Below are 24,770 nucleotides of genomic sequence, written 5' to 3' on the forward strand. Positions count from 1 at the left end.
TTGTTATCGCCTGGCGATCATGCCTCTTTCAGGGCGCAGGGTGCCAGCCCGATACCTCAATAGGCTGGCTGATCAACCCTGAAGAGCCTTTTTGCTCGCCTTCTTGAGATTTGCCAGATAACAGAAATAGACGATCTTGGAGCTTTTAATAAAGTCGAAGTTGATGATGCTGCATTTTTCCGCCCAATCACTTTTTGCCGGGTCGAACCATTCGTCGAGGTCTTTCAGCATTCTGACTGGGCCACCCGCGTCATAGACGGCAGCCGACAGCGACCACGGCGCCCGTTGCCCGGGAGGATTGGCCAGAACTTCAGTGATATAAAGTTTTAAACGCGAGTGAGAGAAAGTATCTTCAAAAATCTTTGAAGCGTCGCTGCCGGCCCATCGATGCGGGGTTTCAGATGCGAAGATTTTTCTATCAAGACTGCTGTTATAAGGCGCGGTGACCAGGACTCGCTGAGGCCGGCTGATTGCCTTTAATTGTGCCAGTGTCAGGTTCATGTTTTCTGTCGGTATGATGTGTTCTCCAAGGTGCTCCTTCATCATGTCGCTGAAGTAGCCGAAGTCGAACCTTTCGTCACCATGTTCGAGTTTGTGAAAGTCCAGAATGATGAACTCGTTAAAGCTTCGTTCGAGAAAAGCTTTAATGTCGCGAATAAGATCAGCCAGTGTGCGCGAAGACCGGGCTCCGTTATGTACGAAACGAAATTTCTCAAGTCCGCTCGCTTTGGCGTTATAGATCAGGCGTACATCAAGCGCCCGGGCGCCGCGATTTAGCTGGCTGTAGAAGGGCACGTCCTGACAAGCGAACCAATTACGCGTGAATACACTGGAGTAAGAGGCCTCCAGGTCGCAGCCCGCATTGTGCGTACCGGGCAATGTCATTTCTTTAAGCGATAGATTGTCGCATTCAGGGGTCGCTCTCATCCACTCGTGAGCGGGGAAATATTTAAAACTAATCGGTGTCATGGTTACATCCTGCTGGCTTGTTAAGTTGTTTAAGTTAGCTGCGCAGGATGTATATAACGAATGACAGAGATTTGACTAATGATGATGTTGTTCGAGTTGTGTGTTATCGGATCTTAAGTGTCGCTGTCTGGCGCAATGTTACGATTCTTTGCCTCAATCCACTGTGCCATGTACTGAGTGCTTTTGTGGGAGTGGTGGCGCAGCATGTTTCCGATAAAGTTACTGGCCCTGAGTTGTTTCAGGTTTAGTTGGTAATTGATCAGTTTTTTTATCAATGCCGGGCCATGAACTGAAATAGGGTAACGCTCATTGAGCAATACTGTTCCTGCAAGTTGGCTCGATTGCCAGCGTACCTCATCGGTATAAAGTTGAACGGCATTGTTCGCGAAGTCGCTTGCCGTTTGTGTGACCGCGCCGGGCCAAGGGAGATCCCCGTGCATGCCTTCGGCGCCGATTGGCGTGGTCACGCTAGGTGTTCCGCAGAGCATGGCGTCAACCAGTTTGCCCTTGATGCCGGCACCGAAACGCAGGGGGGCCAGACAGACTCGCGCTGCCGACATAACCTGCAAAGCATCTTCAGCCCAGTTCATGATGTGAAACCCTTGCGCCGCATTATGCAGCGCAGTGGCTTTGGGCGGGGTGTACGCACCATAGATATGCAGTTGCGCCTGCGGCAGTTGCTGGCGGATCAGCGGCCAGATCGTGGTCTTCATCCAAAGCACGGCATCCCAGTTAGGCGCGTGGCGAAAATTACCGATGCTCAGAAAATGCGCGCGTTCCTCGAACGGGCGAAATGCTGCTGTCGGCGACTCGATCATCAACGGGCACCAGTGCAATAGTTGTCGCGGCAGCCCGAACTGTGACACCAGCAGATCTATCTCGACCTCGGAAATCATCAAGTTCAAGTCACAGCGATACAGCGCAGCGATTTCACGCTTGGCCAGGTCGGTATCGGCCATCAACTCAAACTCTTCGCGCAATGCCGGGGCGAACAAATCGCTGAAGTCATCCTGATCGTCGTTGATTTTCAAACGATCCTTCTGACGTTGATGGCGGGCATGTCGCAAACTTTGCAGGTCGGATGTTTCCAGAACACGCAGGGCGTCTGGACAATGCTTTTCAACCCGCCAGCCGAACTGTTCTTCCATCATGAACTGGTCGAACAACACAATGTCGGGCGCCAGGTCTCTAATGAAGGTATCGAAGCTGCTGTTATTGAGTTCGATCGGCACTTCGCGGATCCCCAGTGCAGACAAATCGGCCTTGTGCTCACCGGGCCCCGCCGGGCTGCTGAAAGTGATGTCCCAGCCTTGGGCCAGGAACGTCTCGAGAATCTGCATCACGTGCCCGCTGGCAGCGGAGGAACGGGGTTCGGGCCAGACATAACCAATGACGAGAACTTTGGTTGCAGGCTGACTCATAACGCGAATTCCTAAACATACGGTGGGGAAAAAACAGCGCGAATTAAAACACAAACCGGACAGTGTCCGGTTTGTCGATATCCGCTGGGAGGGGCCTCGAGGCGTAGAGTGTACGGCGCTTCCGGGAATCCGGTCGTACCAGGGACTACATGATCAAGTGCCTTGAGTTTCCAGAATTCCCTTCACCTTGTCGCGTAGTTCGTCAATCGAAAATGGTTTGCCGATAACGTGCATGCCATCTGGCACATCGATACTTTCGGCGTAACCACTGGCAAACAGGATTGGCAATTCGGGACGCATTTTACGCGCTTCCAGGGCCAGTTCGCGGCCATCCATACCGGGCAAACCGACATCCGTCATCATCAGATCAATGTGCCTGGTTGTATCCACGAGAATTTCCAGCGCCTGTTCGCTACCGTCAGCCTCCAACACTTTGTAGTCCAGTTCCTCGAGGACATCGACGATCAGCATGCGCACGATGGCATCGTCTTCGACTACAAGGATGGTGGAAAGGGTGGCGGACATAATTAAGCTCTCAAGGGTAGGGTTGGGGCGCGCCGGCCGATCAAAAATACCGGGCTCTTGCATGAGTAAGTGGCGCATAGCCACAAGTTCCCGTTTTGATACAAAAAAGATTAGCAGCTGCGAGGCGTGCAAGGATAACTGCTGGCACGCACCCAGGCGCAGGCAAATGTAGGAATTTACTGCCAAAGTCGTCAGAAAAATGGATCCACGCCGGTGTTTTGGGGCAAACTCTCGGGTTTTCAACAGTTCGACAAGGCTGCCCCATGTCCTCTCCGTCTTCGGTTGATGAGCAACGCTTTCGCAAACTCCTGAGTCGCAACGTCGGTCTGCCGTTGGGCGTCGGTCTGCTCAGTGCGGTGTTCTTCGTGTCGCTGATCACTTATCTGCTGTCGGTCATCCAGTGGGTTGAACACACTGACCGCGTGATCAATAACGCCAACGAAGCGGTGAAACTGACCGTGGATCTGGAAACCGGCATGCGCGGTTACCTGTTAAGCGGCGATGAGCACTTCCTCGACCCATACGAAACAGCCAGGCCGCGAATCGCCGTAGCGCTCAATACGTTGCTTGAGCTGACAGCCGACAATCCGGTGCAAACCGATCGTTTGCGCCGCCTGCAAGCGTTACAGGCCGAATGGGCGACCTACGCGCAATCGATGATCGATTTACAGCGCAGCAGCGGTGATTACCGTGGCGCGGTAAAGGCCGGACGCGGCAAGCGCCTGACGGACGAGATTCGCAAGCAGTTCGAAGATGTGATCGACATGGAGCAGCAGTTGCGCGCCTCGCGCAATGAAGAGGTGCGCCGCACTACGATCTGGAGCATCACCTCTTATCTGCTGTTTGTCGCGGGTATCAGCGGGTTGCTGGCCTACATTGGTCGGCGTGATCTGGTCAATCTGTCACAAAATTACGGCGCCACATTGGCCGCACAGCAAGCCAGCGCCGAACGCCTGGAGCGCCAGGCCTGGCTGCGCAACGGCCAGACCGAACTGGCCGAGCAAGTGCTGGGGCAGCTGACACTGAATCTGTTGGGACGCAACATTCTGCAGTTCTGCGCCCAATATCTCGGCAGCGCGGTGGCTGCTCTTTATGTACGCGAAGAACACGGTGACCTGAAGCGGGTCGCCACTTATGGCTTCTCGCGGGAACAGGAAGAACACGGGCAGGCGATTCACAGTGCTGAAGGCATTGTCGGCCAAGTGGTGCAGCAGGCGCGTCTGGTTCGGCTGGATTCGGTGCCATTCGATTACTTCAAGGTCAGTTCCGGTCTTGGCGAAGGTCTGCCGCACAGTGTGCTGGTGGTGCCGACCAGCGACGACGATCGGGTCAACGGCGTGATCGAGCTGGGTTTCCTGCGTCCGCTCAATGACCGCGACATCGAGTTGCTTGAGCTGATCGCCAGCAATATCGGCACCTCTATCGAGGCGGCCCGTTATCGCCAGCGCCTGCAGGAAGTGTTGGCCGAAACCCAGCAACTCAACGAAGAGTTGCAGGTGCAGCAAGAAGAGCTGAAAACCGCCAACGAAGAGCTGGAAGAGCAGTCGCGGATTCTCAAGGAGTCCCAGGCGCATCTGGAAACCCAGCAAGTGGAGCTTGAGCAGACCAACGAGCAACTGGCTGAACAGGCCCAGACACTTGCAGAACAACGCGACGCCATGGACTTGAAAAACACCGAGCTGAATCAAGCTCAGGTGCAACTCGAAGAGCGTGCCGAAGAGTTGCAGCGTTCGAGCAAATACAAGTCCGAGTTCCTCGCCAACATGTCTCACGAACTGCGCACGCCGCTGAACAGTTCGCTGATCCTCGCCAAGCTGCTCGCGGAAAACCCGCAGGACAACCTCAGTCCCGAGCAGGTCAAGTTTGCCGAGTCGATCTATTCTGCCGGCAACGATCTGCTCAACTTGATCAACGATATCCTCGACATCTCCAAGGTCGAGGCGGGCAAGCTGGAAGTCCTGCCGGAAAACACCCACGTCGCGCGGCTGGCGGACGGTTTACGGGGTGTCTTTGAACCGATCGCGGCGGATAAGAAGCTGGCGTTCCGTGTCGAAGTGCAACCCGGCGCCCCGACAATGATGTTCACTGACCGCCAGCGCCTGGAACAAGTGATCAAAAATCTGCTGTCCAACGCCATCAAGTTCACCGAGCAAGGCTCGGTCAGCCTGACGATTGCCAGTCAGCCCGATGAGCGCATTGCCTTCATCGTTCAGGATTCGGGGATCGGCATTGCCACGGATCAGCAGGAAAGCATCTTCGAAGCCTTCCGTCAGGCCGATGGCACCACCAATCGCAAGTACGGCGGCACCGGGCTGGGGTTGTCGATTTCCCGGGACCTGGCAATGTTGCTCGGCGGTTCTATCAGTGTCAGCAGCACGCCGGGGCAGGGCAGTGTGTTCACCCTGGTATTGCCGTTGCAGTACAGCGAGCCGGGCGATACGCCGTTCGCGCCGCTGAGCTTTACTCCGCCCGCGGCAGTGACGCACGTTGCCGCACCAGCGGTGCCAGCGGTGCCTGTTAAATCGCTCGCACCGGTCAACATCCCGCGCTTTGCCGATGATCGTGACAAGGGGCCGTTTGCCACCCGCTGCATTCTGGTGGTCGAAGACGAGCCGAATTTCGCTCACATCCTTTACGACCTTGCGCATGAGCTGGGTTATCAGTGCCTGGTCGCCCATGGGGCGGACGAAGGCTACGATCTGGCGCGGGATTTCTTGCCGGATGCGATCCTGCTCGATATGCGCCTGCCAGACCACTCCGGTCTGACCGTGCTGCAGCGTTTGAAAGAGCGCGCCGAAACCCGTCACATCCCGGTCCACGTGATCTCGGTCGAGGATCGCGTCGAAGCGGCCATGCACATGGGCGCCATCGGTTACGCGGTCAAGCCGACCACCCGCGAAGAGCTCAAGGACGTGTTTGCCCGTCTCGAAGCCAAACTGACGCAAAAGGTAAAACGTGTGCTGCTGGTCGAGGACGATGATCTGCAGCGCGAAAGCATTGCGCGGCTGATTGGCGATGAAGACATCGAAATCACCGCCGTGGGCCTTGCTCAAGAGGCTCTGGATCTGCTGCGCACGACGATCTTTGATTGCATGGTTATCGACCTGAAGCTGCCGGACATGCTCGGCAACGAGTTGCTCAAGCGCATGTCCACCGAAGACATCTGTTCGTTCCCTCCGGTGATTGTCTACACCGGGCGCAACCTGACCCGCGACGAAGAGGCCGAGCTGCGCAAGTATTCGCGCTCGATCATCATCAAGGGCGCGCGTTCACCGGAACGCTTGCTCGATGAGGTCACACTCTTTCTGCACAAAGTCGAATCACAGTTGTCCCATGAACGGCAGAAGATGCTCAAGACCGCGCGCAGCCGCGACAAGGTCTTCGAGGGTCGCAAAGTGCTGCTGGTGGACGACGATGTACGCAACATCTTCGCCCTGACCAGCGCGCTGGAGACCAAAGGCGCAGTCGTGGTGATCGGCCGGAACGGTCGTGAGGCGATTGAAAAACTCAATGAAGTCGAGGACATCGATCTGGTGCTGATGGACGTGATGATGCCGGAAATGGATGGTTTCGAAGCCACCATTGAGATCCGCAAGGATCCACGCTGGCGCAAACTGCCCATTATTGCGGTGACGGCCAAGGCCATGAAGGACGATCAGGAGCGCTGCCTGCAAGCGGGCGCCAACGATTATCTGGCCAAGCCTATCGACCTGGATCGTCTGTTCTCGCTGATTCGTGTGTGGTTACCGAAGATGGAACGCATTTAGTGGACGGCAATCACTCATTAGAGCGAAACAGTGAAATCGAATTGCGGCTGTTGATTGAGGCTATCTACCTCAAGTACAGCTACGATTTTCGCGATTACTCCGGCGCTTCGATCAAGCGTCGGGTGCAGCACGCATTGAGCCAGTTCGAGTGCGCGACCATCTCTGCGTTACAGGAGAAAGTCCTGCATGACCCGACAGCGTTCATGCAGTTGCTGCAATTGCTGACGATTCCGGTCAGCGAGATGTTTCGTGATCCGTCGCACTTCCTCGCCATTCGCAATGAGGTGGTGCCGCTGCTGCGCACCTATCCGTCGATCAAGATCTGGATTGCCGGGTGCAGCACCGGGGAGGAGGTCTATTCGATGGCGATTCTGCTGCGCGAAGAGGGCCTGCTCGATCGCACGATCATCTATGCGACCGACATCAACCCGCGTTCGCTGGACAAGGCCAAGCAGGGTATTTTCTCGATGGAAAATGTCCGGGCCTACACCGCCAATTATCAGCAGGCCGGTGGCCAGTGTTCATTTGCCGACTACTACACGGCGGCTTATGGTTACGCGATTTTCGACAAGAGCCTGTGCGAAAACGTGACGTTCGCCGATCACAGCCTGGCCACTGACAGTGTGTTCTCCGAAACTCAATTGATTTCTTGCCGCAATGTGCTGATCTACTTCAACAAGAAGCTTCAGGACAGAGCGTTCGGGCTGTTCCATGAATCGCTTTGTCATCGCGGTTTTCTTGTACTGGGCAGCAAGGAGACGCTGGATTTTTCCAGCTATGCGAACCAGTTCGAGCCGCTGGTAAAGCAAGAACGGATCTACCGCAAAAAATGAACGACACTGTGGATTTGCCTCGAATCGAGGCTATTGTGGTCGGTGCTTCTGCTGGCGGCGTCGAGGCATTGATGAAACTGCTTGGCCCGTTGCGCCAGGGTTTTGTGCTGCCGATCATCATCGTGCTGCACTTGCCGGAAGAGCGTCGCAGCCACTTGGCTGAAGTGTTCGCCCGACGTCTGCTGCTGCCGGTCGAAGAGGCCACGGACAAGCAGGATATTCAGGCCGGCACGGTGTATTTCGCCACGCCCGGTTATCACGTGTCGGTGGAGCAGGATCGCAGTTTGTCCTTGAGCCTTGAGGACCGCCTTCATCATTCGCGGCCATCAATTGACTATCTGTTCGAGTCTGCTGCCGATGTCTACGGACCCAAATTGGCCGCGGTGTTGCTGACCGGCGCCAATCAGGATGGCGCGCGCGGGCTGGCGCAGGTCAAACGCTGCGGCGGGCTGACCATTGTGCAGGAGCCCAGCGACGCTCAGGTCGCCACCATGCCTCTGGCAGCGCTGAAGATTCAGCAGCCGGATCATGTCTTACCCATTCACGGCATCGGCCGTCTGCTAGTCGAGCTGGAACAAATCGCATGCTGAGTAATATTCAGGCAAAACTGCTGATCGTCGACGATCTGCCCGAGAACCTGTTGGCTCTCGAAGCGCTGATCAAACGCGAAGACCGCACCGTCTATAAGGCGTTGTCGGCTGACGAAGCGTTGTCGCTGCTGCTGCAACACGAGTTTGCCATGGCCATTCTCGACGTGCAGATGCCCGGCATGAACGGCTTCGAACTGGCCGAGCTGATGCGCGGCACCGAGAAAACCAAGAACATTCCGATCGTTTTCGTCAGCGCCGCCGGCCGCGAACTGAACTATGCGTTCAAGGGCTACGAGAGCGGTGCGGTGGACTTCCTGCACAAGCCGCTGGACATCCACGCGGTGAAAAGCAAGGTCAACGTATTCGTCGATCTATATCGCCAGAGCAAGGCCATGAAGCAACAGGTCGAAGCGCTGGAACAGGCCCGGCGGGAGCAGGAAGCGCTGCTGCAGCAATTACAGAGCACCCAGTCGGAGCTTGAGCAAGCAGTGCGGATGCGCGATGACTTCATGTCAATCGTCGCCCACGAAGTGCGTACACCACTCAATGGCCTGATACTTGAAACCCAATTGCGCAAGATGCACCTGGCGCGGGACAACGCTGCGGCGTTCACCCTCGACAAGATGCACGCCATGGTCGATCGCGATGAGCGGCAGATCAAAAGCCTGATCCGTTTGATCGAGGACATGCTCGACGTTTCGCGGATCCGTACCGGCAAGCTGTCGATCCGGCCGAATTCCTTTGACCTTGTGCAGTTGGTGAGCAATCTGCTGCAAAATTTTGCTGCGCAAATCGAAGCGGCGGAAACCACCGTCACCTTCGAGGCTGACGTGCCGGTAAAAGGTTGCTGGGATGAGTTCCGCATCGAGCAGGTGATTTCCAATCTGCTGACCAACGCCTTGCGTTACGGTGGCAGGAGCCCGATTCAGGTGCGCGTCTATCGCCAGGGCAACGAAGCTCGGGTTGAGGTTCAGGACCACGGGATCGGCATCAGCTCCGAGAATCAGAAACGTATTTTTCAACAGTTCGAACGGGTTTCCGCCAAGACGGTAGTGGCCGGTCTCGGGTTGGGTCTGTTCATTTCCGAGCAGATCGTCGCCGCCCATGGCGGTTCCATCGTCGTCGAGAGTCAAATCAACGAGGGCGCCCTGTTTCGCGTTTGTCTGCCGATCGAGGAAAACGGCAAATCCGACGCAACCTCTGAGTGACCGCACGGTCGTATCAGCAGCTATTGACCGAACATAGGCTTCCCATGAGCGTAGATGCACAAGATGTAGTACTCGTCGTCGAGGACGAACCGGTTATCTTGATGGTTTTGACGGATTATCTGTCGGGGCAGGGCTATCGTGTCTTGCAGGCCGAAAACGGCGAGCAGGCGTTCGAAATCCTCGCGAGCAAGCCACATCTGGACATGTTGATCACCGACTTCCGTTTACCCGGCGGCATCTCCGGCGTGCAGATCGCCGAGCCCGCCGTGAAACTGCGACCCGATCTCAAGGTGATTTTCATCAGCGGTTATCCGCAGGAAATCCGCGAGACCGGTAGCCCGATCACGCTCAAGGCGCCGATTCTGGAAAAGCCGTTTGATCTGGACGTGTTGCAGGAAAAGATTCAGGAGATGCTGGCCTGATCGCGATAGCCCTCATTTAGGAGCTGCCGCAGGCTGCGATCTTTTGACTTTGTTTCAAAATCAAAAGATCGCAGTCTTCGGCAGCCCTTACCGCTTTTTTGAGGCTTCAGCTTTTGATCATCTCTCGCACCTTGGCGGTCAACAGATCAAAGGTGAACGGCTTGGTGATCATCTGCATTCCCGAATCCAGGAAACCACCGCGCACCGCCGCATGCTCGGCGTATCCGGTGATGAACAGAATCTTCAGATCCGGCCGGTATTGCCGGCCAATCTCAGCCAACTGACGACCATTCATCCCCGGCAAACCGACGTCGCTGATCAACAGATCGATGCGCTGCGTCGAGTTGAGAATCGGCATTGCGCCGTCGGCATCTCCAGCTTCCAGAAACGCATACCCCAACTCACTGAGCACCGCGCTGACCAGCACGCGTACGGCCGGGTCGTCTTCGACGATCAGCACGGTTTCGCCATCTATTGCATTCGGCGATTGCTGGATGTCGGACACGGGTTGCTCAAGTTCTTCGCCACGGTAGCGCGGCAGGTAAAGTCTGACGGTCGTGCCCTGATCGACTTCGCTGTCGATCGACACATGGCCGCGCGACTGCTTGCTGAAGCCGTAAATCATCGACAGACCCAAGCCTGTGCCCTGGCCGATCGGCTTGGTGGTAAAAAATGGATCGAACGCGCGACTGATCACACTTTGTGGCATGCCGCTGCCGTTGTCGGTGACGCTTAACATCACATAATCGCCGGGCTCAAGATTGGGGTAAGCCACGGTGAACTCACGATGCAGGACCTGATTGCTGGTCTCGACCACCAGTTTGCCGCCCTCGGGCATGGCATCGCGGGCATTGATGACCAGGTTGAGCAGGGCGCTTTCCAGTTGATTGGGGTCCGCCTCGGCTATCCAGAGTTTTTCGTCGAGCCGCATTTCCAGTTGAATGCTTTCGTTGAGACTGCGCTGCAGCAGCTCGCCCATCGACAGCACCAGACTATTCATCTGCACGGCTTTGGAATCGAGCGATTGCCGACGGGAAAAGGCCAGCAGGCGATGAGTCAGGCTGGCAGCCCGATTGGCCGAGGTCACGCCCAGGTCAATCAAGCTGTCGAGGTCTTCTGTGCGCCCTCGGGCCAGACGCCGACGAATCAATTCAAGGCTGCCGATAACGCCGGTGAGCATGTTGTTGAAGTCGTGAGCGATACCACCGGTGAGCTGACCGACTGCTTCCATTTTTTGCGACTGACGCAATGCTTCTTCGTTGTGCCGCAGTTGCGCGGTGCGTTCTTCGACTTGCTGTTCGAGGGTTTCCAGTGTCGATTGCAGGCGTCGTTCGCTTTCACTCAGATCGATCAGACGGTCGCGGGCTTCGTACTGTCGTCGCCGGCCGCGGAGTGCGGCAGACACCAGGCTGATCAGAGTGGCTGGATGGAACGGCCGCTCAAGGAACGTAACGTTGCCTAACTGATCGCTGAGTCGAGAGGAGGGGCCCTGTTCCTGTCCGCCGTGATGAGTGAGCAAAATGGTCGGTAAATCCGACCATGCTGGCTGCTCTTCCAGGTACACAAACAGCGTTTCCAGTTCCGGGCCGCGCAACGCTTCGGCAGCGATCAGCACCAGTCCGGCACCGATTTCCAGTTGCGCACACAGTTCGGCGAGATTCGGTGTGATCAGGCCGTGATACCCGGCCTCGTTGAGGATCATCAGCGCAATTTGGCTGTCGCGACCCATGGGCGCCAGAATCAGCGCCCGTTCGGCGAGCGGCACTGAGACAGTCATATGCGTTCCTGCAACAGCGGTTTTCTCTCACCGAGGTAAGTCGGGACGCCACGCAGTACACCCTGAAAGGCCTCCAGCGGTTCGCCAATGATCATGCCATTCGACGAAATAAGGTATTCGCGAATCGTCGATTCGTGGCTGCCGGTGCGCTTTTTGATGATGGAAATGGCGCGGCGCACCTTGCCGATGGCTTCGAAGTAGCGCAACAGAATCACCGTGTCAGCCAGATAGGTAATGTCGACGGGTGCCTGCATGTCGCCGACCAGACCATGCTGGGCGACTGTCATAAATGTCGCCGCCCCTTTGCGGTTCAGATACAGCAGCAATTCGTGCATGTGCAGCACCAAGGCCTTTTCTTCAGGCATCGCTGCCTGATAGCCGTTGATGCTGTCGATCACCACGGTTTTGATCTGGCCTTCGTCAACGCAGCGACGTACGCGATGGGAGAACTCACCCGGAGACAGCTCGGCGGCATCCACTTGTTCGATCAGCAGGTTGCCGGTGGCGCGCAGGGCCTTGAGATCGATACCGATGTTCTTCATCCGCTCGAAAAGCAGTTCCAACTCTTCGTCAAAAATGAACAATGCCGCTTTTTCCCCGCGTGCCACAGCAGCGGCGGCGAAGATCATCGAGATCAGCGATTTGCCCGTACCCGCCGGGCCCAAGATCAACGTGCTTGATCCCGTCTCGATGCCGCCACCGAGCAACGCGTCCAGCTCTTTGATACCGCTGGTCAATTGCAGGCGCGGGTAGTCGCCGCGATGTTCGGCTGCGACCAGTCGTGGGAACACATGCACGCCATCGCCCATGATGGTGAAGTCGTGATAACCGCCGCGGTACTTTTGGCCACGGTACTTCACTATCCGCACTCGGCGACGCTCGGCGCCATAGTTGGGGGTGATTTCTTCCAGGCGAATCACACCATGGGCCACGCTGTGCACGGTTTTGTCGAGAGACTCGGTGGTCAAGTCGTCGAGCAGCAGAACCGTCGCGTTGTAACGCACGAAGTAGTGCTTGATTGCCAGAATCTGTCGGCGGTAGCGCAAGGAGCTTTGTGCGAGCAGACGGATCTCCGACAGGCTGTCGAGTACCACGCGGGTCGGTTTGAAGCGTTCGACCGCTTCGAATATCTGCTTGGTGGCTTCGCCCAATTCCAGATCGGAGGAGTACAGCAAACTCTGCTGGTGCTCTGCATTAAGCAGGCTTTCCGGGGGCGTCAGCTCGAAGATGTTGATGTTTTCATCGAGGTCCCAGCCGTGGGACAGCGCACCTTGGCGCAATTCACGCTCGGTTTCCGAGAGCGTGATGTACAACGAGCGTTCACCGGCTTTCGCGCCGGCCATCAGAAAATGCAAAGCGACCGTGGTTTTGCCGGTGCCGGGCTCACCCTCCAGCAAAAATACATGACCGCGAGACAAGCCACCGGCGAGGATGTCATCCAGGCCCTCGACTCCGGTGGCGGCTTTTTCACTGATCAACTCGTTTGATGTAGACAAAAAATGCCCTCTCATGACTAGGGGAAGCGAGGCAGCCGTCTAGGGTGGACTGCCTGTTTACTTGACCTGTAGCCGTGATGGCAGTTCCGCTTTTTCTTTCATGAAGGCTGGAAATTTCCTGTGGCGAGCGGATTTTCCCCCTTACCGCAGGACAATTTCAGAGGCCTTGCTGTATTGCCGGATCGTCGGGGTTCAACTGTTCAAGCTGGGCGAGCAGTATCTGCACATTCTGCAATTGCCCGCTTTCTTTCCAGTAGTTGATCAGCAGCACCCGCGCCTTGCGATCGGCCGGATGGCGCTGGACGATTTCCTGCAGTTGCTTTTGCGCCGCTTCCAGTTCTTCTGCGCTGTGAAGAGTGGTGGCGAGGTCGTAGCGGTAATCTTTGTTGTCCGGCTCCAGCTCCACCGCTTTGGACAGACCGAGCAGGGCGTATTCGCGCTGACCATGGTGCAGCAACCACAGCCCCAGGGCATGTTGCAGATAGGCGGAGTCAGGCTGGGCTTGAAGCTTTTGCGCGAGCAACTGTCGCGCGGCGTCGGCCTGCCCCTGGCGGTCGAGCACATCGATCTGCATCACCAGCGCCGGCAGGTTGCCGGGGTCCAGGCGCAGCGCATTCTCCAATGCTTGCTGTGCCTCTTTGAGCTCGGCGTTATGTAGATGCAGGCGCGCCAGTTGCGCATAAGAGGCGGCGCTCGGCGGTTGATCCTTGAGTGCTTGCTCCCAGCCGTCGATAGCCTGCTGTAACGGCGCAAAATACAGCCCGAGTTCATCCGGGGTCAGGCCGAGCAGGGCGTTGATCGCGGCAAACCGAACAGTCGGTTCCTCATCATCAAGCATCGGTCCGAGCAACAGACTGCGTTGCCCACCCGGCACGAGTCCAACCACACTTTTGATCGCTGACACCCGCACCTCGGGTGCTTCGTGCTGCAGGTCCGCGTCGGCCAGTTTCAGCGCCTGTGGGCTCGGGTAATTGGGCAGTTCGCCGTGCAGCCAGACGCGGCGCTTGACCGACAGATCCGGCCGGCCCAATTGCTGATACAGCTGACGCGCCGCCCCCGGTTCACCGGTTCGGGCTGCGCCCAGCGCTTCGCTGTAGCCGTGCTTGATCGCGTCCGGAATCACCGGCGTGGTGCTGCGCAGGGCTAGCCACGCCACGACGACAATAAGCACGAGGCCAAGGCAGATAAGCAGATAGCGGCGAGACTGAGGCATGCGGGTTTCCGAAAACAGACGTACTTGAGCAGAGCGGCAAGCTTCGGTCAGCTCGAGCCGTGAGTCAAACCCGAGCATGCGAATCGTGACGCAATCCCCTCTAGGAGCTGCGGAACGCATTTCAAATGGCGGAGCAACTTTGGCCTCTACTGCAATTGCGGGCATAAAAAAGCCCCGCGACCGAATGATACGCGGGGCAAAAAATTGGTTGGTTGCGGCCAACCAAAGGAGCTCTTTAACAATCAATGGTTACTTGCTGGCGACCGTCTCCGGCTGCCAGCCACCGCCGAGGGCTTTGTAGATCGCGACAATCCCGCGATACAGATCCACTTCGGCCTGGGCCTGGCTGTCTTCGGCATTCAGCCGTTCACGCTGGGCGTCGAGTAGCACCAGGAAATCTGTGGTGCCTTCGCGATAGCGAATCTCTGCCAAGTCGGCTGCGTTGCGGCTCGATTCACTCTGGCGGATCAGCGAGATCAGGCGTTGCTGACGTTTGCCGTAGTCGCTGAAGGCGTTTTCCGACTCTTCCAGTGCCAGCAGCACTTGTTGCTCGTAGGTCGCCAGCGCGCCCTCGGCATCCGCATCGGCACCGCGCAAACGCGCTCGCACGCTGCCGAGATCGAATGCTGCCCAGGTGATGCTCGGGCCGAGTGCCCAGGCATTGGCCGCCGAGGAACCGATCTGCGAACCACGCCCGGCCGTCCAGCCGAGGAAGCCGCTGAGGCTGACCCGTGGGAACAGATCCGCTTTCGCCACGCCAATTCGCGCTGTGGCTGAAGCGAGTTGGCGTTCAGCACTGAGAATGTCCGGACGACGTTGCAGCAGCTCGCCCGGGTTGCCGATTGGCAAGGCCTTGGCGATTGCCGGCAAGTCTTTTGGACTCAGGTCGACGGTCAGTTTGTCCGGACGCTCACCCAGCAGGGTGGCGATGCGGTTTTTCTGCCGAACCTGCTCGGCTTGCAGTTGCGGCACGCTGGCTTCGACCGAGGCCAGACGCGCATCGGCACGTTCGACATCGAGCTGATCGCCAACGCCGGCATCACGCAGGCTGATGGTGATCTTGCGTGATTCCTGCTGGTTGTTCAGGTTGGCCACCGCGATTTTTTCGCGCAGTTGTGCGCCACGCAGTTGACCGTAGGCGTCCACCAGTTCGGCAATCATGGTGACTTGCAGTTGGTACAGATCGGCTTCGGCGGCCTGCTGATCGGCATCGCTGGCTTCCAGATTGCGCTGGATGCGCCCGAACAGGTCCAGCTCCCAGGCCATGTCCAGGCCCAGGTCATAGCGTTCACTGCTGACCCGATTGGTGGTCTGGCCGGGGATTTGCCCCTTGGCCAGATCACTGCTGGCGCGGCTGGTGATGGTCGGCATGATGTCATTGCTGGCGTCATCGCGGATCGCCCGTGCGGCTTTCCAGCGGGCAAACGCCACGCGCAATTCACGGTTGCCTTGCAGCGATTGCGTCACCAACTGGTTGAGGGTCGGATCGTCGAACTGCTGCCACCAGATGCCTTCGAACTTCGAACGGTCAAAGTTATTCTGACCGTTGGCGCCGTCGGTGGCGGTCGTGATGTTGGCCGCCTCCGTCGCCGGGGTCTTGTAGTCGGGGCCGACGGCGCAGGCGCTCAGGGCCAGCACCAGCAGACTCGGCAGGAAGACTTTCAGACTCATTGTTGCGCCTCCAGTGGCTTTTGAAGAGAGTGCGCCTTGGCCGCTTTGCGGGCTTCGCCGCGTTCGACAAAGTTACGAATCAATACGTAGAACACTGGCGTCAGCAACAGACCGAAGAAGGTCACCCCGAGCATCCCGGAGAACACCGCCACACCCATCGCGTGACGCATCTCGGCACCGGCACCGCTGGAGAACACCAGTGGCACCACACCCATGATGAACGCGAAGGAGGTCATCAGGATCGGCCGCAGACGCAGACGGCAGGCTTCCAGTACCGCTGCGAGCGGATCGAGGCCTTCTTCCTGTTTATCCTTGGCGAACTCGACGATCAGAATCGCGTTCTTACACGCAAGTCCCACCAGTACGATCAGTCCGATCTGGGTGAAGATGTTGTTGTCGCCGCCAGAGATGATCACCCCGGTAATGGCGGACAGCAGGGTCATCGGTACGATCAGGATCACCGCCAGTGGCAGGCTCCAGCTTTCGTATTGAGCCGCGAGTACCAGGAACGCCAGCAGTACGCAGAGCGGGAACACGAACAGTGCGGTGTTGCCGGACAGAATCTGCTGATAGGTCAGGTCGGTCCATTCGTAGGTCATGCCGTTCGGAAGTTCTTCCTTGAGCAGTTTCTCGATGGCTTTTTCGGCCTGGCCAGAGCTGTAGCCGGGGGCTGCCGCACCGTTGATTTCTGCGGTAATGAAGCCGTTGTAGTGCATCACGCGATCCGGGCCCGAGGTGTCGCTGACCTTGATGAAGGTCGCCAGCGGGATCATTTCGCCTTTGTTGTTACGCACTTTCAGCTGACCGATCTGATCGGATTCGAGGCGGAACTGTTGCTCAGCCTGAACGTTGACCTGGTAAGTGCGTCCGAAACGGTTGAAGTCGTTGGCATACAGCGAACCCAGGTAGATCTGCAGGGTGTCGAAGATGTCGCTGACCGCCACGCCATGAGTCTTGGCTTTCTCGCGGTCGATCGCTGCATCGACCTGCGGCACGTTCACGGTGTAACTGGTGAACAGGCCAGCCAGTTCCGGCACGTTGTGGCTCTTGTTGATGATGTTCATGGTTTCTTTGTACAGCTCGTCGTAGCCCAGGTTGCCCCGGTCTTCGATTTGCAGGCGGAAACCACCGATGGTGCCCAGACCTTGTACCGGCGGCGGCGGGAAGATCGCCATGTACGCCTCTTGAATGTTCGCGAACTGGCCGTTCAGGGCGCCGGCGATTGCTCCGGCGGACATGCTCGGGTCTTTACGTTCGTCGAACGGTTTCAGGGTCACGAACACGATGCCGGCGTTCGGGCTGTTGGTGAAGCCGTTGATCGACAGGCCCGGGAACGCTACTGCACTTTCCACGCCCGGCTGTTTCAGCGCCATATCGGACATGCGCTTGATCACGTCTTCAGTGCGATCCAGGCTCGAGGCGTCCGGCAATTGCGCGAAAGCCACCAGGTATTGCTTGTCCTGGCCGGGTACGAAACCGGTCGGGGTGTGCGAGAAGCCGAAGAAGGTCAGCACCATCAGGCCTGCGTACAAGATCAGGGCGATACCACTGCTGCGGATAACCCGAGCCACCGTGCCGACGTAGCCATGGCTGGCACGTTCGAAGAAGCGGTTGAACGGGCGGAACAGCCAGCCACCGAAGATCTTGTCGAGCACTCTGGAGAAGCGGTCTTTCGGTGCGTCATGACTTTTCAGCAATACAGCGGCCAGTGCCGGCGACAGGGTCAGCGAGTTGAACGCCGAGATCACGGTCGAGATTGCGATGGTCAGTGCGAACTGCTTATAGAACTGACCGGTGAGGCCGGAGATGAACGCCGCCGGAATAAATACCGCACACAGCACCAGTGCCGTGGCAACGATCGGGCCGGTCACCTCACGCATGGCGCGCTTGGTCGCCTCGACCGGTGTGAGTCCGAGTCCGATGTTTCGCTCGACGTTCTCCACCACCACGATGGCGTCATCCACCACGATACCGATGGCCAACACCAGGCCGAACAGCGACAGGGCATTGAGTGAGAAGCCGAACAGGTGCATCACCGCAAACGTACCGATCAACGATACCGGCACCGCCACCAAGGGAATGATCGAGGCGCGCCAGGTTTGCAGGAACAGGATCACCACCAGGACCACGAGGATCAGCGCTTCGAAAAGGGTGTGAACCACTGCTTCGATCGAGCCGCGCACGAAGATCGTCGGGTCATAGACGATGCTGTAATCCATGCCTTGCGGGAAGCCTTTCTTCAGCTCGTCCATTTTCGCCCGAACGTCATTCGAGATGTCGATGGCGTTGGAACCTGGACGCTGGAAGATTGGGATCGCCACCGCCGGCTGGTTGTTCAGCAGCGAACGCAATGCGTACTGGCTGGAACCCAGTTCAATGCGAGCGATGTCTTTGAGTCGAGTGATCTCACCGTCGTCACCTGCACGAATGACGATGTTTTCGAACTCTTCCTCGGTGACCAGTCGGCCCTGAGTGTTGACCGACAGCTGGAAGCTCTGTGCAGTCGGGGCAGGGGGCGCACCCAGTTGGCCGGCGGCTACCTGGCGGTTCTGTTCACGAATGGCGGTAACCACATCGGTAGCGGTCAGATTGCGCGAAGCGGTTTTGTTCGGATCAAGCCAGACACGCAGCGAGTAATCGCCCATGCCGAACAGTTGCACATCACCGACACCGCTCAGACGAGCGAGCTCATCCTTGATGTTGAGGATTGCGTAGTTGGACAGGTAGAGCATGTCGTAACGCTTGTCCGGAGAGGTCAAGTGCACAACCATGGTCAGATCAGGCGAAGCTTTGTCGACGGTGATACCGATGCGTGTCACTTCCTCGGGAAGTTTCGGCTCGGTCCGGGTGACCCGGTTTTGTACCTGCACCTGCGCGTTGTCCAGGTCAGTGCCCAGGGCGAAGGTGATGGTCAGGGTAATCTTGCCGTCAGCGGTCGATTGCGAGGACATGTACAGCATGTTCTCGACGCCGGTGATGGCTTGCTCCAGAGGAGCCGCCACGGTTTCACCGATGACTTTTGGGTTCGCGCCCGGGAAGTTTGCACGCACCACCACGGTCGGTGGCACGACTTCCGGGTATTCGCTGATCGGTAACTGGAACAGCGAAATCGCACCGGCGATCAGGATCAGCAGCGACAGCACCGCTGCGAAGATCGGCCGTGAAATGAAGAATTGGGAAAAATTCATCGGAGTTGTCGTCCCTTAACCGCGTGGGGTCGTAGCGGCCAGCTTCGCAACCGAACCGGACGCGCCTTTGGCAGGCGTGACTTTAGGCAGGTTGCTGGCTTCCAGCGCTTGACGTTGTTGAGCGAGTGCCGCGATGGTTTGCTCGCTGGCCATCGGGACGACTTCAGGCGTCACCGGTGAGCCAGGGCGTACGCGTTGCAGGCCCTTGACGATGATGGTGTCGTCTTTGTTCAGGCCGCTACGCACGATCCGCAGGCCTTCGATTTTCGGGCCGAGTTCAACGGCGCGGTAAACGGTTTTGTTGTCCGCGTCCATCACCAGCACGAACTTCTTGCCCAGATCGGTACCGACGGCTTCGTCGTTGATCAACATGGCGTCGTAGGTGCCACTGCCTACCAGTTTCAGGCGTGCATACAGGCCCGGGGTATAAGTGCCATCGCTGTTGTCGAACACCGCGCGACCACGGATGGTGCCGGTTTTCGGATTGACCTGGTTGTCGATGAAGTTCATCTGACCCAGGTGCGGATTGCCATCCTCATTGGACAGACCCATGTACACCGGGGTGGTGGCTCCGCGCTGCCCCTGACGGGCGAGTTGGGTGTATTTGAGGAATACACGCTCATCAGCGTCGAAGTAGGCGTAGACCTTATCGGTAGAAACCACGCTGGTGAGTGGCGTGGTGTCGGCGGTTACCAGGTTGCCGGCGGTGATTTCGGCACGGCTGACGCGGCCGCTGATGGGTGCGGTCACGCGGGTGAAACTCAGGTTCAGCCTGGCCAGATCCAGTTGCGCTTGCAGTGCGCCAACGGCGGCGCGGGCTTCTTGTGCGGCGCTGGTACGCGAGTCGGCGAGTTCGGCAGAGATTGCGTTGCTGGCACGCAGACGTTCGCCTCGGGCGGCTTCGTTTTGGCTGCGAGTGGCGTTGGCGCGTGATTGAGCAACCAGGGCTTCGAGGCGGCGAACCTCAGCCTGGAATGGACGCGGATCGATCTGGAACAGCAGGTCGCCTTTCTTCACCAGTGCGCCTTCAGTGAAAGCAACCAGATCGATCTGGCCAGAAACCCGTGGGCGGATATCAACGGTTTCCGGCGCTTCGAGGCGCCCGGTGAATTCGTCCCACTCGTTGACCGGTTGTTCCAGCACCTTGGCCACGCTGACTTTGGCAGCAGGGGGGGCGGTTGCGGTTTCCGGATTTTTGCCGCAAGCGCTCATCACCAGTACGGCCAGCAAGGCCAACGGGAAGCGCAAATGTTTAAGTGACTGTTCCATGGAATGCATCCGCCAAGTATTGAAGATGGGCGGATGATGCTCGGCGGCTAGTTAGCAAACGAATCGAATGAGGCAAAGGTAACTATCATTCGGAATGATATAAGCCCCGAGCGAGCCCTCTAGCATGCACCTTTCGTTAGGGGGCTATCAATCGGATTGATGGCAATTCTGTTTTACGCGACCAGTAAAGGTGCAGCTACTCGTAGGGGGAGGGGTTTCAGAAACAAAGAGACGGCCATGAAGGCCGTCTCGTTCAGCGATATACCGATGTGTATCAGTTGTTGCCTTTACGGTTCTCGCCGAAACGATTCGGGCCCGGCTGGCTGTCTTGCGCAAGGAACACCAGGTTGACGATAGGCAGCAGCAACCACCAGCCGCTGCGATCGGTGTCGTGCATGCGACGGACACCTACTGCGATCGATGGCAGGAGGATCGCGAGGCTGTAGAGGTTGTACAGCATGCCTTTGGTGTTCAGCATGGCATCAATGGCGATGATGCCAAAAGAGATTCCCAGGTTGATCAGAAAGAACATCCAGTACTCGCGGCGAGTGGCGCGGCCGCGGAATACGACGTAGTTTCTCCACGCCTCGACGTACGGGTTACCGGTTGTAATGGCTGGGCCACTTGGGTAGGACTGTTGGGTGGCTTGAGGCGCCCCGCACTGTGGGCAAGCCACGGCCAAAGTGCTTATTTCCTTGGCGCAACCGCGGCAGAAAACCATGCTCATATTTTTTCCCTAAAATTATTCAATCGATAGACAGAGCAAAACGAACGCAGTAAGGCCTGACAAAACAATGCCGGCGATCGCGAGGTTTCTTCCTGAGTGTTTTTGGTTGATGCAGGTGATGCCGCAAGCGAGACCTGCGATGGAGAAAACCCCCACGCCGAGGATCGTCTCACTGTCCCATTCGGAGTCATCAAACAGGGTGAGTGCGCAGATAATCCCGAAGATCAGTGAAACGATGGCCAGCCAGGGTGTTTCGGCTTGCGTTTGCGGCACATGGGCCTGCTGGACAGCCCCGCATTGGGGGCAGTTGAGCGCCGTTTCGTGAAGCTCCTTGGCGCAAGCACGACAATAGACCATTGCCATCGTTTTCCTTAACTGAGTGCTGAAACCCGACCTTCCATCTGGCGGGGCGCGCTAAGTTAAACTTTATTACCAAATTTGTCATTCGGCACTTTGCCATTACCCGTCATGGCTGTTGAAAACAGTGCTTTGGAACTGCGTTGCGGGGGATTGTGAGCGGTGGCGAGGGAGTTCGATCCCTCGCCACGCGTGCATCAGAGCTTCGGCAACTGACCGATCCGGCCAATCATTTCCGTCACGATCTGCAGATCAAGCTGGAATTGTTCCACGGTCTTGAATTCACCGTCGGTGTGACCGGTGTATTTGACCTCTGGCCGGGCCAGACCGAACTGCACGCCGTTGGGCAGTTCATGCACCGAAGTCGCACCGGCGGAAGTGCCGAACTCGTGTTTCATGCCCAGATTTTCAGTGGCCACCGCGAGCAGCGCTTTGACCCACTCGCCCTCTGGATTGCGGTACATCGGTTCGGCGATCGAATAATCGAAGGCAACGGCAACATGGGTTTTCTTGCTCCACGCCGCCAGTTTCTCGGCGATTTCGGCTTTGAGTTTTTCCGGCGACTTGCCTTTCGGCACGCGCAGGTTGACCGCCAGTTTAAAGGCCTTGTCATCCATTGCGACGTAGGTCAGCGACGTGGTCAGCGGCCCCATGAAGGCGTCGGAGAAACCGACATTCAGCTTGTTGCCCAGGTAATCCAGCCCCCAGTTGTCGGCGGCGTAGCGTGCGGCGTCAGTAATGTGGTTGTGCTTGAGCGCGACCTTGCCATCAAGGCTATTGATGAAGTCGAGCATACGCGCCACCGGATTGACCCCTGATTCGGGCTCGGAGGAGTGCGCGGACACCCCGGTGACCGTCAGCTTCACGTCTTTGCCATCGGCTTTGGCGCTGATCTCGAAGTTGCCGCCATTGCGTTTGGCATACTCGGCGCCGGCCTTTTGCAGGCTTGCGACGAGTTCGGCAGGTTTGTCCGTAATCAACGTCGCGACAGATGCCGACGGAATCTGGTTGGTCGCCAGGCCACCGGTCATCAAGATGATTTCCGCGCCTTTGCCCTCAGCCTTGCGCTTGGCAAAGTTGGCCATGACGGTGCCGTAACCTTTCTCGGCAATCACCACCGGGTAACCGCCATCCAGCGCCAGGTTGTAGTTGGGCGTCGGGTTACGCTCGAAGTAGTAGGGGATCGCGTCGCCAGTGGTTTCTTCGGTGGTGTCGACCAACAGCTTGAAATTACGTGCCAGCGGCAGCTTTTCTTCCTTGATTACCTTCATGGCATACATCGTCACTACGATGCCGTTCTTGTCATCCTCGGTCCCGCGGCCATACATGCGATCGCCGATCAGAGTGATCTTGAACGGGTCGAGACGAGTACCGTCCTTCAATACCCAGTTCTCCGGCGTCACCGGAACCACATCGGCATGCGCATGAATGCCGACCACTTCATCGCCGGAACCATCGAGGGAAATCTCGTAAACACGGTTGTCGATGTTGCGGAAATTCAGATTGAAAGACTTGGCCAGGTCCTTGATCTTCTCTGCGATCTTGATGAATTCCGGATTGTCGTGCTGGGCAACGCCGTCCTTGCGAAAGGTCGGGATTTCCACCAACTCGCGCAGAGTCTCAGTGGCTGCCGCGCTGTACTTCACGCGTGCGTAGATGCCGAGCAGGCGATAGATCTCGTTTTGCTGCTCAGCCGTCAGAGTCTTGTTGTCGAGGAAGGCCCCAATGGCAGGACCGATACTGGCTGTTTTCGCTAGATTGCTCTTGGCCACGCTGCCGAGGAACTGCCGGAAATCCGTAATCGTGTCGGCACTGAAGCTCTTAAGGATTTCAGCGCTTTGCTGCGGGGTGATGTTGGCTTGCGCGGGCGCAATGAAGGCAGATAGACCGGCCAGCATCAGCGTGGTGGCGGCCAGTTTCTTGAAAGGGAAATTCATTACGAAGAGCATTCCTTGGCAGTGCAGTTAATAAAAGAGTGTCTCAGTGCTGAGACACATGCCCTTACAAACTACCACTGCAATGCTGCATTGCGGCACCCCTGAAACGGGATCTGTCGCACAGAAATGCAAAAGCGACGCAAAGTTTGCAGGTCGCGCGCGGGGGCGTTCTTAGAGACTATCCGGATCCCCAAAAAACATTTTGACTGGGCTCTAGGGCGGTAGTTACAGCCTGAAAAAATAGAATTGTGCCCCCAGTTTTGCCCCCGTTCGCACCGGGTGTACAAGCGATCGCGAACGGCGATTTCCAACGGCCTCAAGTCTGGCAGTGCCTGGATCAGTGTATTTCGTTTGGGCTTCGGTGTGGGCTTGAGGTTTCTTCGCGTAAATAAGTCTAGGGTTGTTTGAGATGAAGGTTTGATCGGCCACTTCCATAGCGGCCAGCGGTGCGGTGGCGCCCAATGCCTGTGCTCGAGCATAACCTCGGGCATCACGCCAATCCGCAAGATGCGCAACCACTGTGTGCCGATGGGGCTTGGGGGACAGCTGGGCTTTCAACAATGACGCCGGCATGAGCGGTGAGGTGCACCAAGCCTAATCGGAGCAGGTCGGTTTCGGCCCCTATGCGATAACTGCGTGCGAAGCACAGGAATTTGGCAACCTGGGCCGCGCCAAGGATCTCAACTCTTAGAGTATTTCCGCCTTGGCCCCGTGCATATCTGCCTACCCCAGGTATGGGGTGCTAGGGGTCGAGTGTTCGAATCACTCCGTCCCGACCATATTATTCAATGACTTAGCCCAATCTGAAAAGGTTGGGCTTTTTCATGCCTGAAAAATACTCCCACATTTACTCCCACGGATATCTTGGATCTTAATAGCTTTACCATTTGAGAGGCTTGGTTGTGTTCGAGTCTCGTCCGCTGCGCCATATTTGCTTCCACTAAGGCCCACTTAACGCCTGGAAGCTACGGAAATAGCGGCCTTGAGCCGCTTTTAAGTGGGAGTTTTTGGCGAAGTAGCTTGATCAGGCTGCTTTTGAGCTCAACGACAGGACAGTAGTTGACCGAATCCAACAGTTTCTCAGCGATTGCGAGGTTAGCTGGCTTGTTGTCAAACTGAGTGAGCCAAAGTTTAGCCTTTTCCTGCTCCTTGAACTGTGGCATCGCGGTAATATCTATTGACTGTAAAGCGCCTAGTTTCGCCCCGTCTTCACCAATGGGTGCTGCCTAGGGCACAGAATAGTGAAATCAGGCGGGCGTTGCTTGCCCGAAAATTTCAATGCAAGCAGCCAGTGGTGTATGAGCGCCAAGGCCGCCGATCAGGGTAATGGGTCATCAGGCACGACCTGCGAGAAGCATTGGGCTCGTCCCTGGTGAACCTTGGTGATTTGGTATGCGTCC

At 57.3% G+C, this 24,770-nt stretch carries 17 protein-coding genes; 5 read left to right on the top strand and 12 right to left on the bottom strand.

All coding sequences use genetic code 11. The features are described 5' to 3' along the window. Positions 1 to 72: 72 nt before the first annotated feature. The 3 genes from AB4P92_RS29500 to AB4P92_RS29510 form a co-directional block, all read right to left on the bottom strand. Positions 73 to 969 (bottom strand): phospholipase, encoded by an 897-nt coding sequence (locus tag AB4P92_RS29500; RefSeq protein ID WP_395598652.1) that lies wholly within the window; start codon positions 967 to 969, stop codon positions 73 to 75. A 113-nt stretch (positions 970 to 1,082) separates the two neighbouring features. Further along, positions 1,083 to 2,390 (bottom strand): glycosyltransferase, encoded by a 1,308-nt coding sequence (locus AB4P92_RS29505; protein WP_042559290.1) that lies wholly within the window; start codon positions 2,388 to 2,390, stop codon positions 1,083 to 1,085. A 153-nt stretch (positions 2,391 to 2,543) separates the two neighbouring features. Next, the gene (locus AB4P92_RS29510; protein WP_042559289.1) at positions 2,544 to 2,915 is read right to left on the bottom strand and encodes a response regulator; all 372 of its coding nucleotides are present in this window, start codon (positions 2,913 to 2,915) and stop codon (positions 2,544 to 2,546) included. A 263-nt stretch (positions 2,916 to 3,178) separates the two neighbouring features. Here AB4P92_RS29510 and AB4P92_RS29515 point away from each other — a divergent pair, with 263 nt between their 5' ends. From AB4P92_RS29515 to AB4P92_RS29535, 5 genes are read left to right on the top strand one after another with little or no spacing between them, the layout of a single operon-like run. Continuing rightward, entirely contained in the window at positions 3,179 to 6,682 is a 3,504-nt protein-coding gene (locus AB4P92_RS29515; RefSeq protein WP_395598653.1) for a response regulator, read from the top strand. Further along, on the top strand, positions 6,682 to 7,515 hold the full coding sequence (locus AB4P92_RS29520) for a protein-glutamate O-methyltransferase CheR (RefSeq protein WP_042559287.1): 834 nt from the start codon (positions 6,682 to 6,684) through the stop codon (positions 7,513 to 7,515). The genes AB4P92_RS29515 and AB4P92_RS29520 overlap by 1 nt, the downstream gene beginning before the upstream one ends. Beyond that, the gene (locus AB4P92_RS29525) at positions 7,512 to 8,105 is read left to right on the top strand and encodes a chemotaxis protein CheB (RefSeq protein WP_395598654.1); all 594 of its coding nucleotides are present in this window, start codon (positions 7,512 to 7,514) and stop codon (positions 8,103 to 8,105) included. The genes AB4P92_RS29520 and AB4P92_RS29525 overlap by 4 nt, the downstream gene beginning before the upstream one ends. Further along, positions 8,099 to 9,313, top strand: coding sequence for a hybrid sensor histidine kinase/response regulator (locus AB4P92_RS29530; RefSeq protein WP_042559285.1), 1,215 nt, complete (start codon positions 8,099 to 8,101; stop codon positions 9,311 to 9,313). Before AB4P92_RS29525 ends, AB4P92_RS29530 begins: the two co-directional genes overlap by 7 nt. Before the next feature lie 44 nt (positions 9,314 to 9,357). Then, on the top strand, positions 9,358 to 9,735 hold the full coding sequence (locus AB4P92_RS29535; protein WP_042559284.1) for a response regulator: 378 nt from the start codon (positions 9,358 to 9,360) through the stop codon (positions 9,733 to 9,735). Between the two features lie 106 nt (positions 9,736 to 9,841). Here AB4P92_RS29535 and AB4P92_RS29540 read toward each other — a convergent pair whose 3' ends face one another. From AB4P92_RS29540 to AB4P92_RS29580, 9 genes are all read right to left on the bottom strand, one after another. After that, on the bottom strand, positions 9,842 to 11,512 hold the full coding sequence (locus AB4P92_RS29540) for an ATP-binding protein (protein ID WP_395598655.1): 1,671 nt from the start codon (positions 11,510 to 11,512) through the stop codon (positions 9,842 to 9,844). Further along, complete coding sequence (locus AB4P92_RS29545; protein ID WP_115148120.1) at positions 11,509 to 13,008, bottom strand: ATPase domain-containing protein; 1,500 nt, start codon at positions 13,006 to 13,008, stop codon at positions 11,509 to 11,511. The genes AB4P92_RS29540 and AB4P92_RS29545 overlap by 4 nt, the downstream gene beginning before the upstream one ends. A 157-nt stretch (positions 13,009 to 13,165) precedes the next feature. Then, positions 13,166 to 14,221, bottom strand: a complete 1,056-nt coding sequence (locus AB4P92_RS29550; protein WP_395598656.1) for a tetratricopeptide repeat protein — start codon at positions 14,219 to 14,221, stop codon at positions 13,166 to 13,168. Between the two features lie 249 nt (positions 14,222 to 14,470). Further along, on the bottom strand, positions 14,471 to 15,892 hold the full coding sequence (locus AB4P92_RS29555; RefSeq protein ID WP_395598657.1) for an efflux transporter outer membrane subunit: 1,422 nt from the start codon (positions 15,890 to 15,892) through the stop codon (positions 14,471 to 14,473). Beyond that, positions 15,889 to 19,080 (bottom strand): efflux RND transporter permease subunit, encoded by a 3,192-nt coding sequence (locus AB4P92_RS29560; RefSeq protein WP_042559280.1) that lies wholly within the window; start codon positions 19,078 to 19,080, stop codon positions 15,889 to 15,891. Before AB4P92_RS29560 ends, AB4P92_RS29555 begins: the two co-directional genes overlap by 4 nt. A 15-nt stretch (positions 19,081 to 19,095) precedes the next feature. Next, positions 19,096 to 20,349, bottom strand: a complete 1,254-nt coding sequence (mexE, locus tag AB4P92_RS29565; RefSeq protein ID WP_395598658.1) for a multidrug efflux RND transporter periplasmic adaptor subunit MexE — start codon at positions 20,347 to 20,349, stop codon at positions 19,096 to 19,098. 274 nt (positions 20,350 to 20,623) lie between these two features. After that, positions 20,624 to 21,076, bottom strand: coding sequence for a DUF805 domain-containing protein (locus AB4P92_RS29570; protein WP_042559278.1), 453 nt, complete (start codon positions 21,074 to 21,076; stop codon positions 20,624 to 20,626). Positions 21,077 to 21,091: 15 nt separating this feature from the next. Further along, positions 21,092 to 21,439, bottom strand: a complete 348-nt coding sequence (locus AB4P92_RS29575; protein ID WP_042559277.1) for a DUF4190 domain-containing protein — start codon at positions 21,437 to 21,439, stop codon at positions 21,092 to 21,094. A 191-nt stretch (positions 21,440 to 21,630) separates the two neighbouring features. Then, positions 21,631 to 23,370 carry a dipeptidase gene (locus tag AB4P92_RS29580; protein ID WP_395598659.1) on the bottom strand — a complete coding sequence of 580 codons (1,740 nt, stop codon included), beginning with the start codon at positions 23,368 to 23,370 and terminating at the stop codon, positions 21,631 to 21,633. Between the last annotated feature and the right edge of the window lie 1,400 nt (positions 23,371 to 24,770).

It is taken from the genome of Pseudomonas sp. A0308, from assembly GCF_044218815.1.
GTDB classification, from domain to species: Bacteria; Pseudomonadota; Gammaproteobacteria; order Pseudomonadales; family Pseudomonadaceae; genus Aquipseudomonas; species Aquipseudomonas iridis.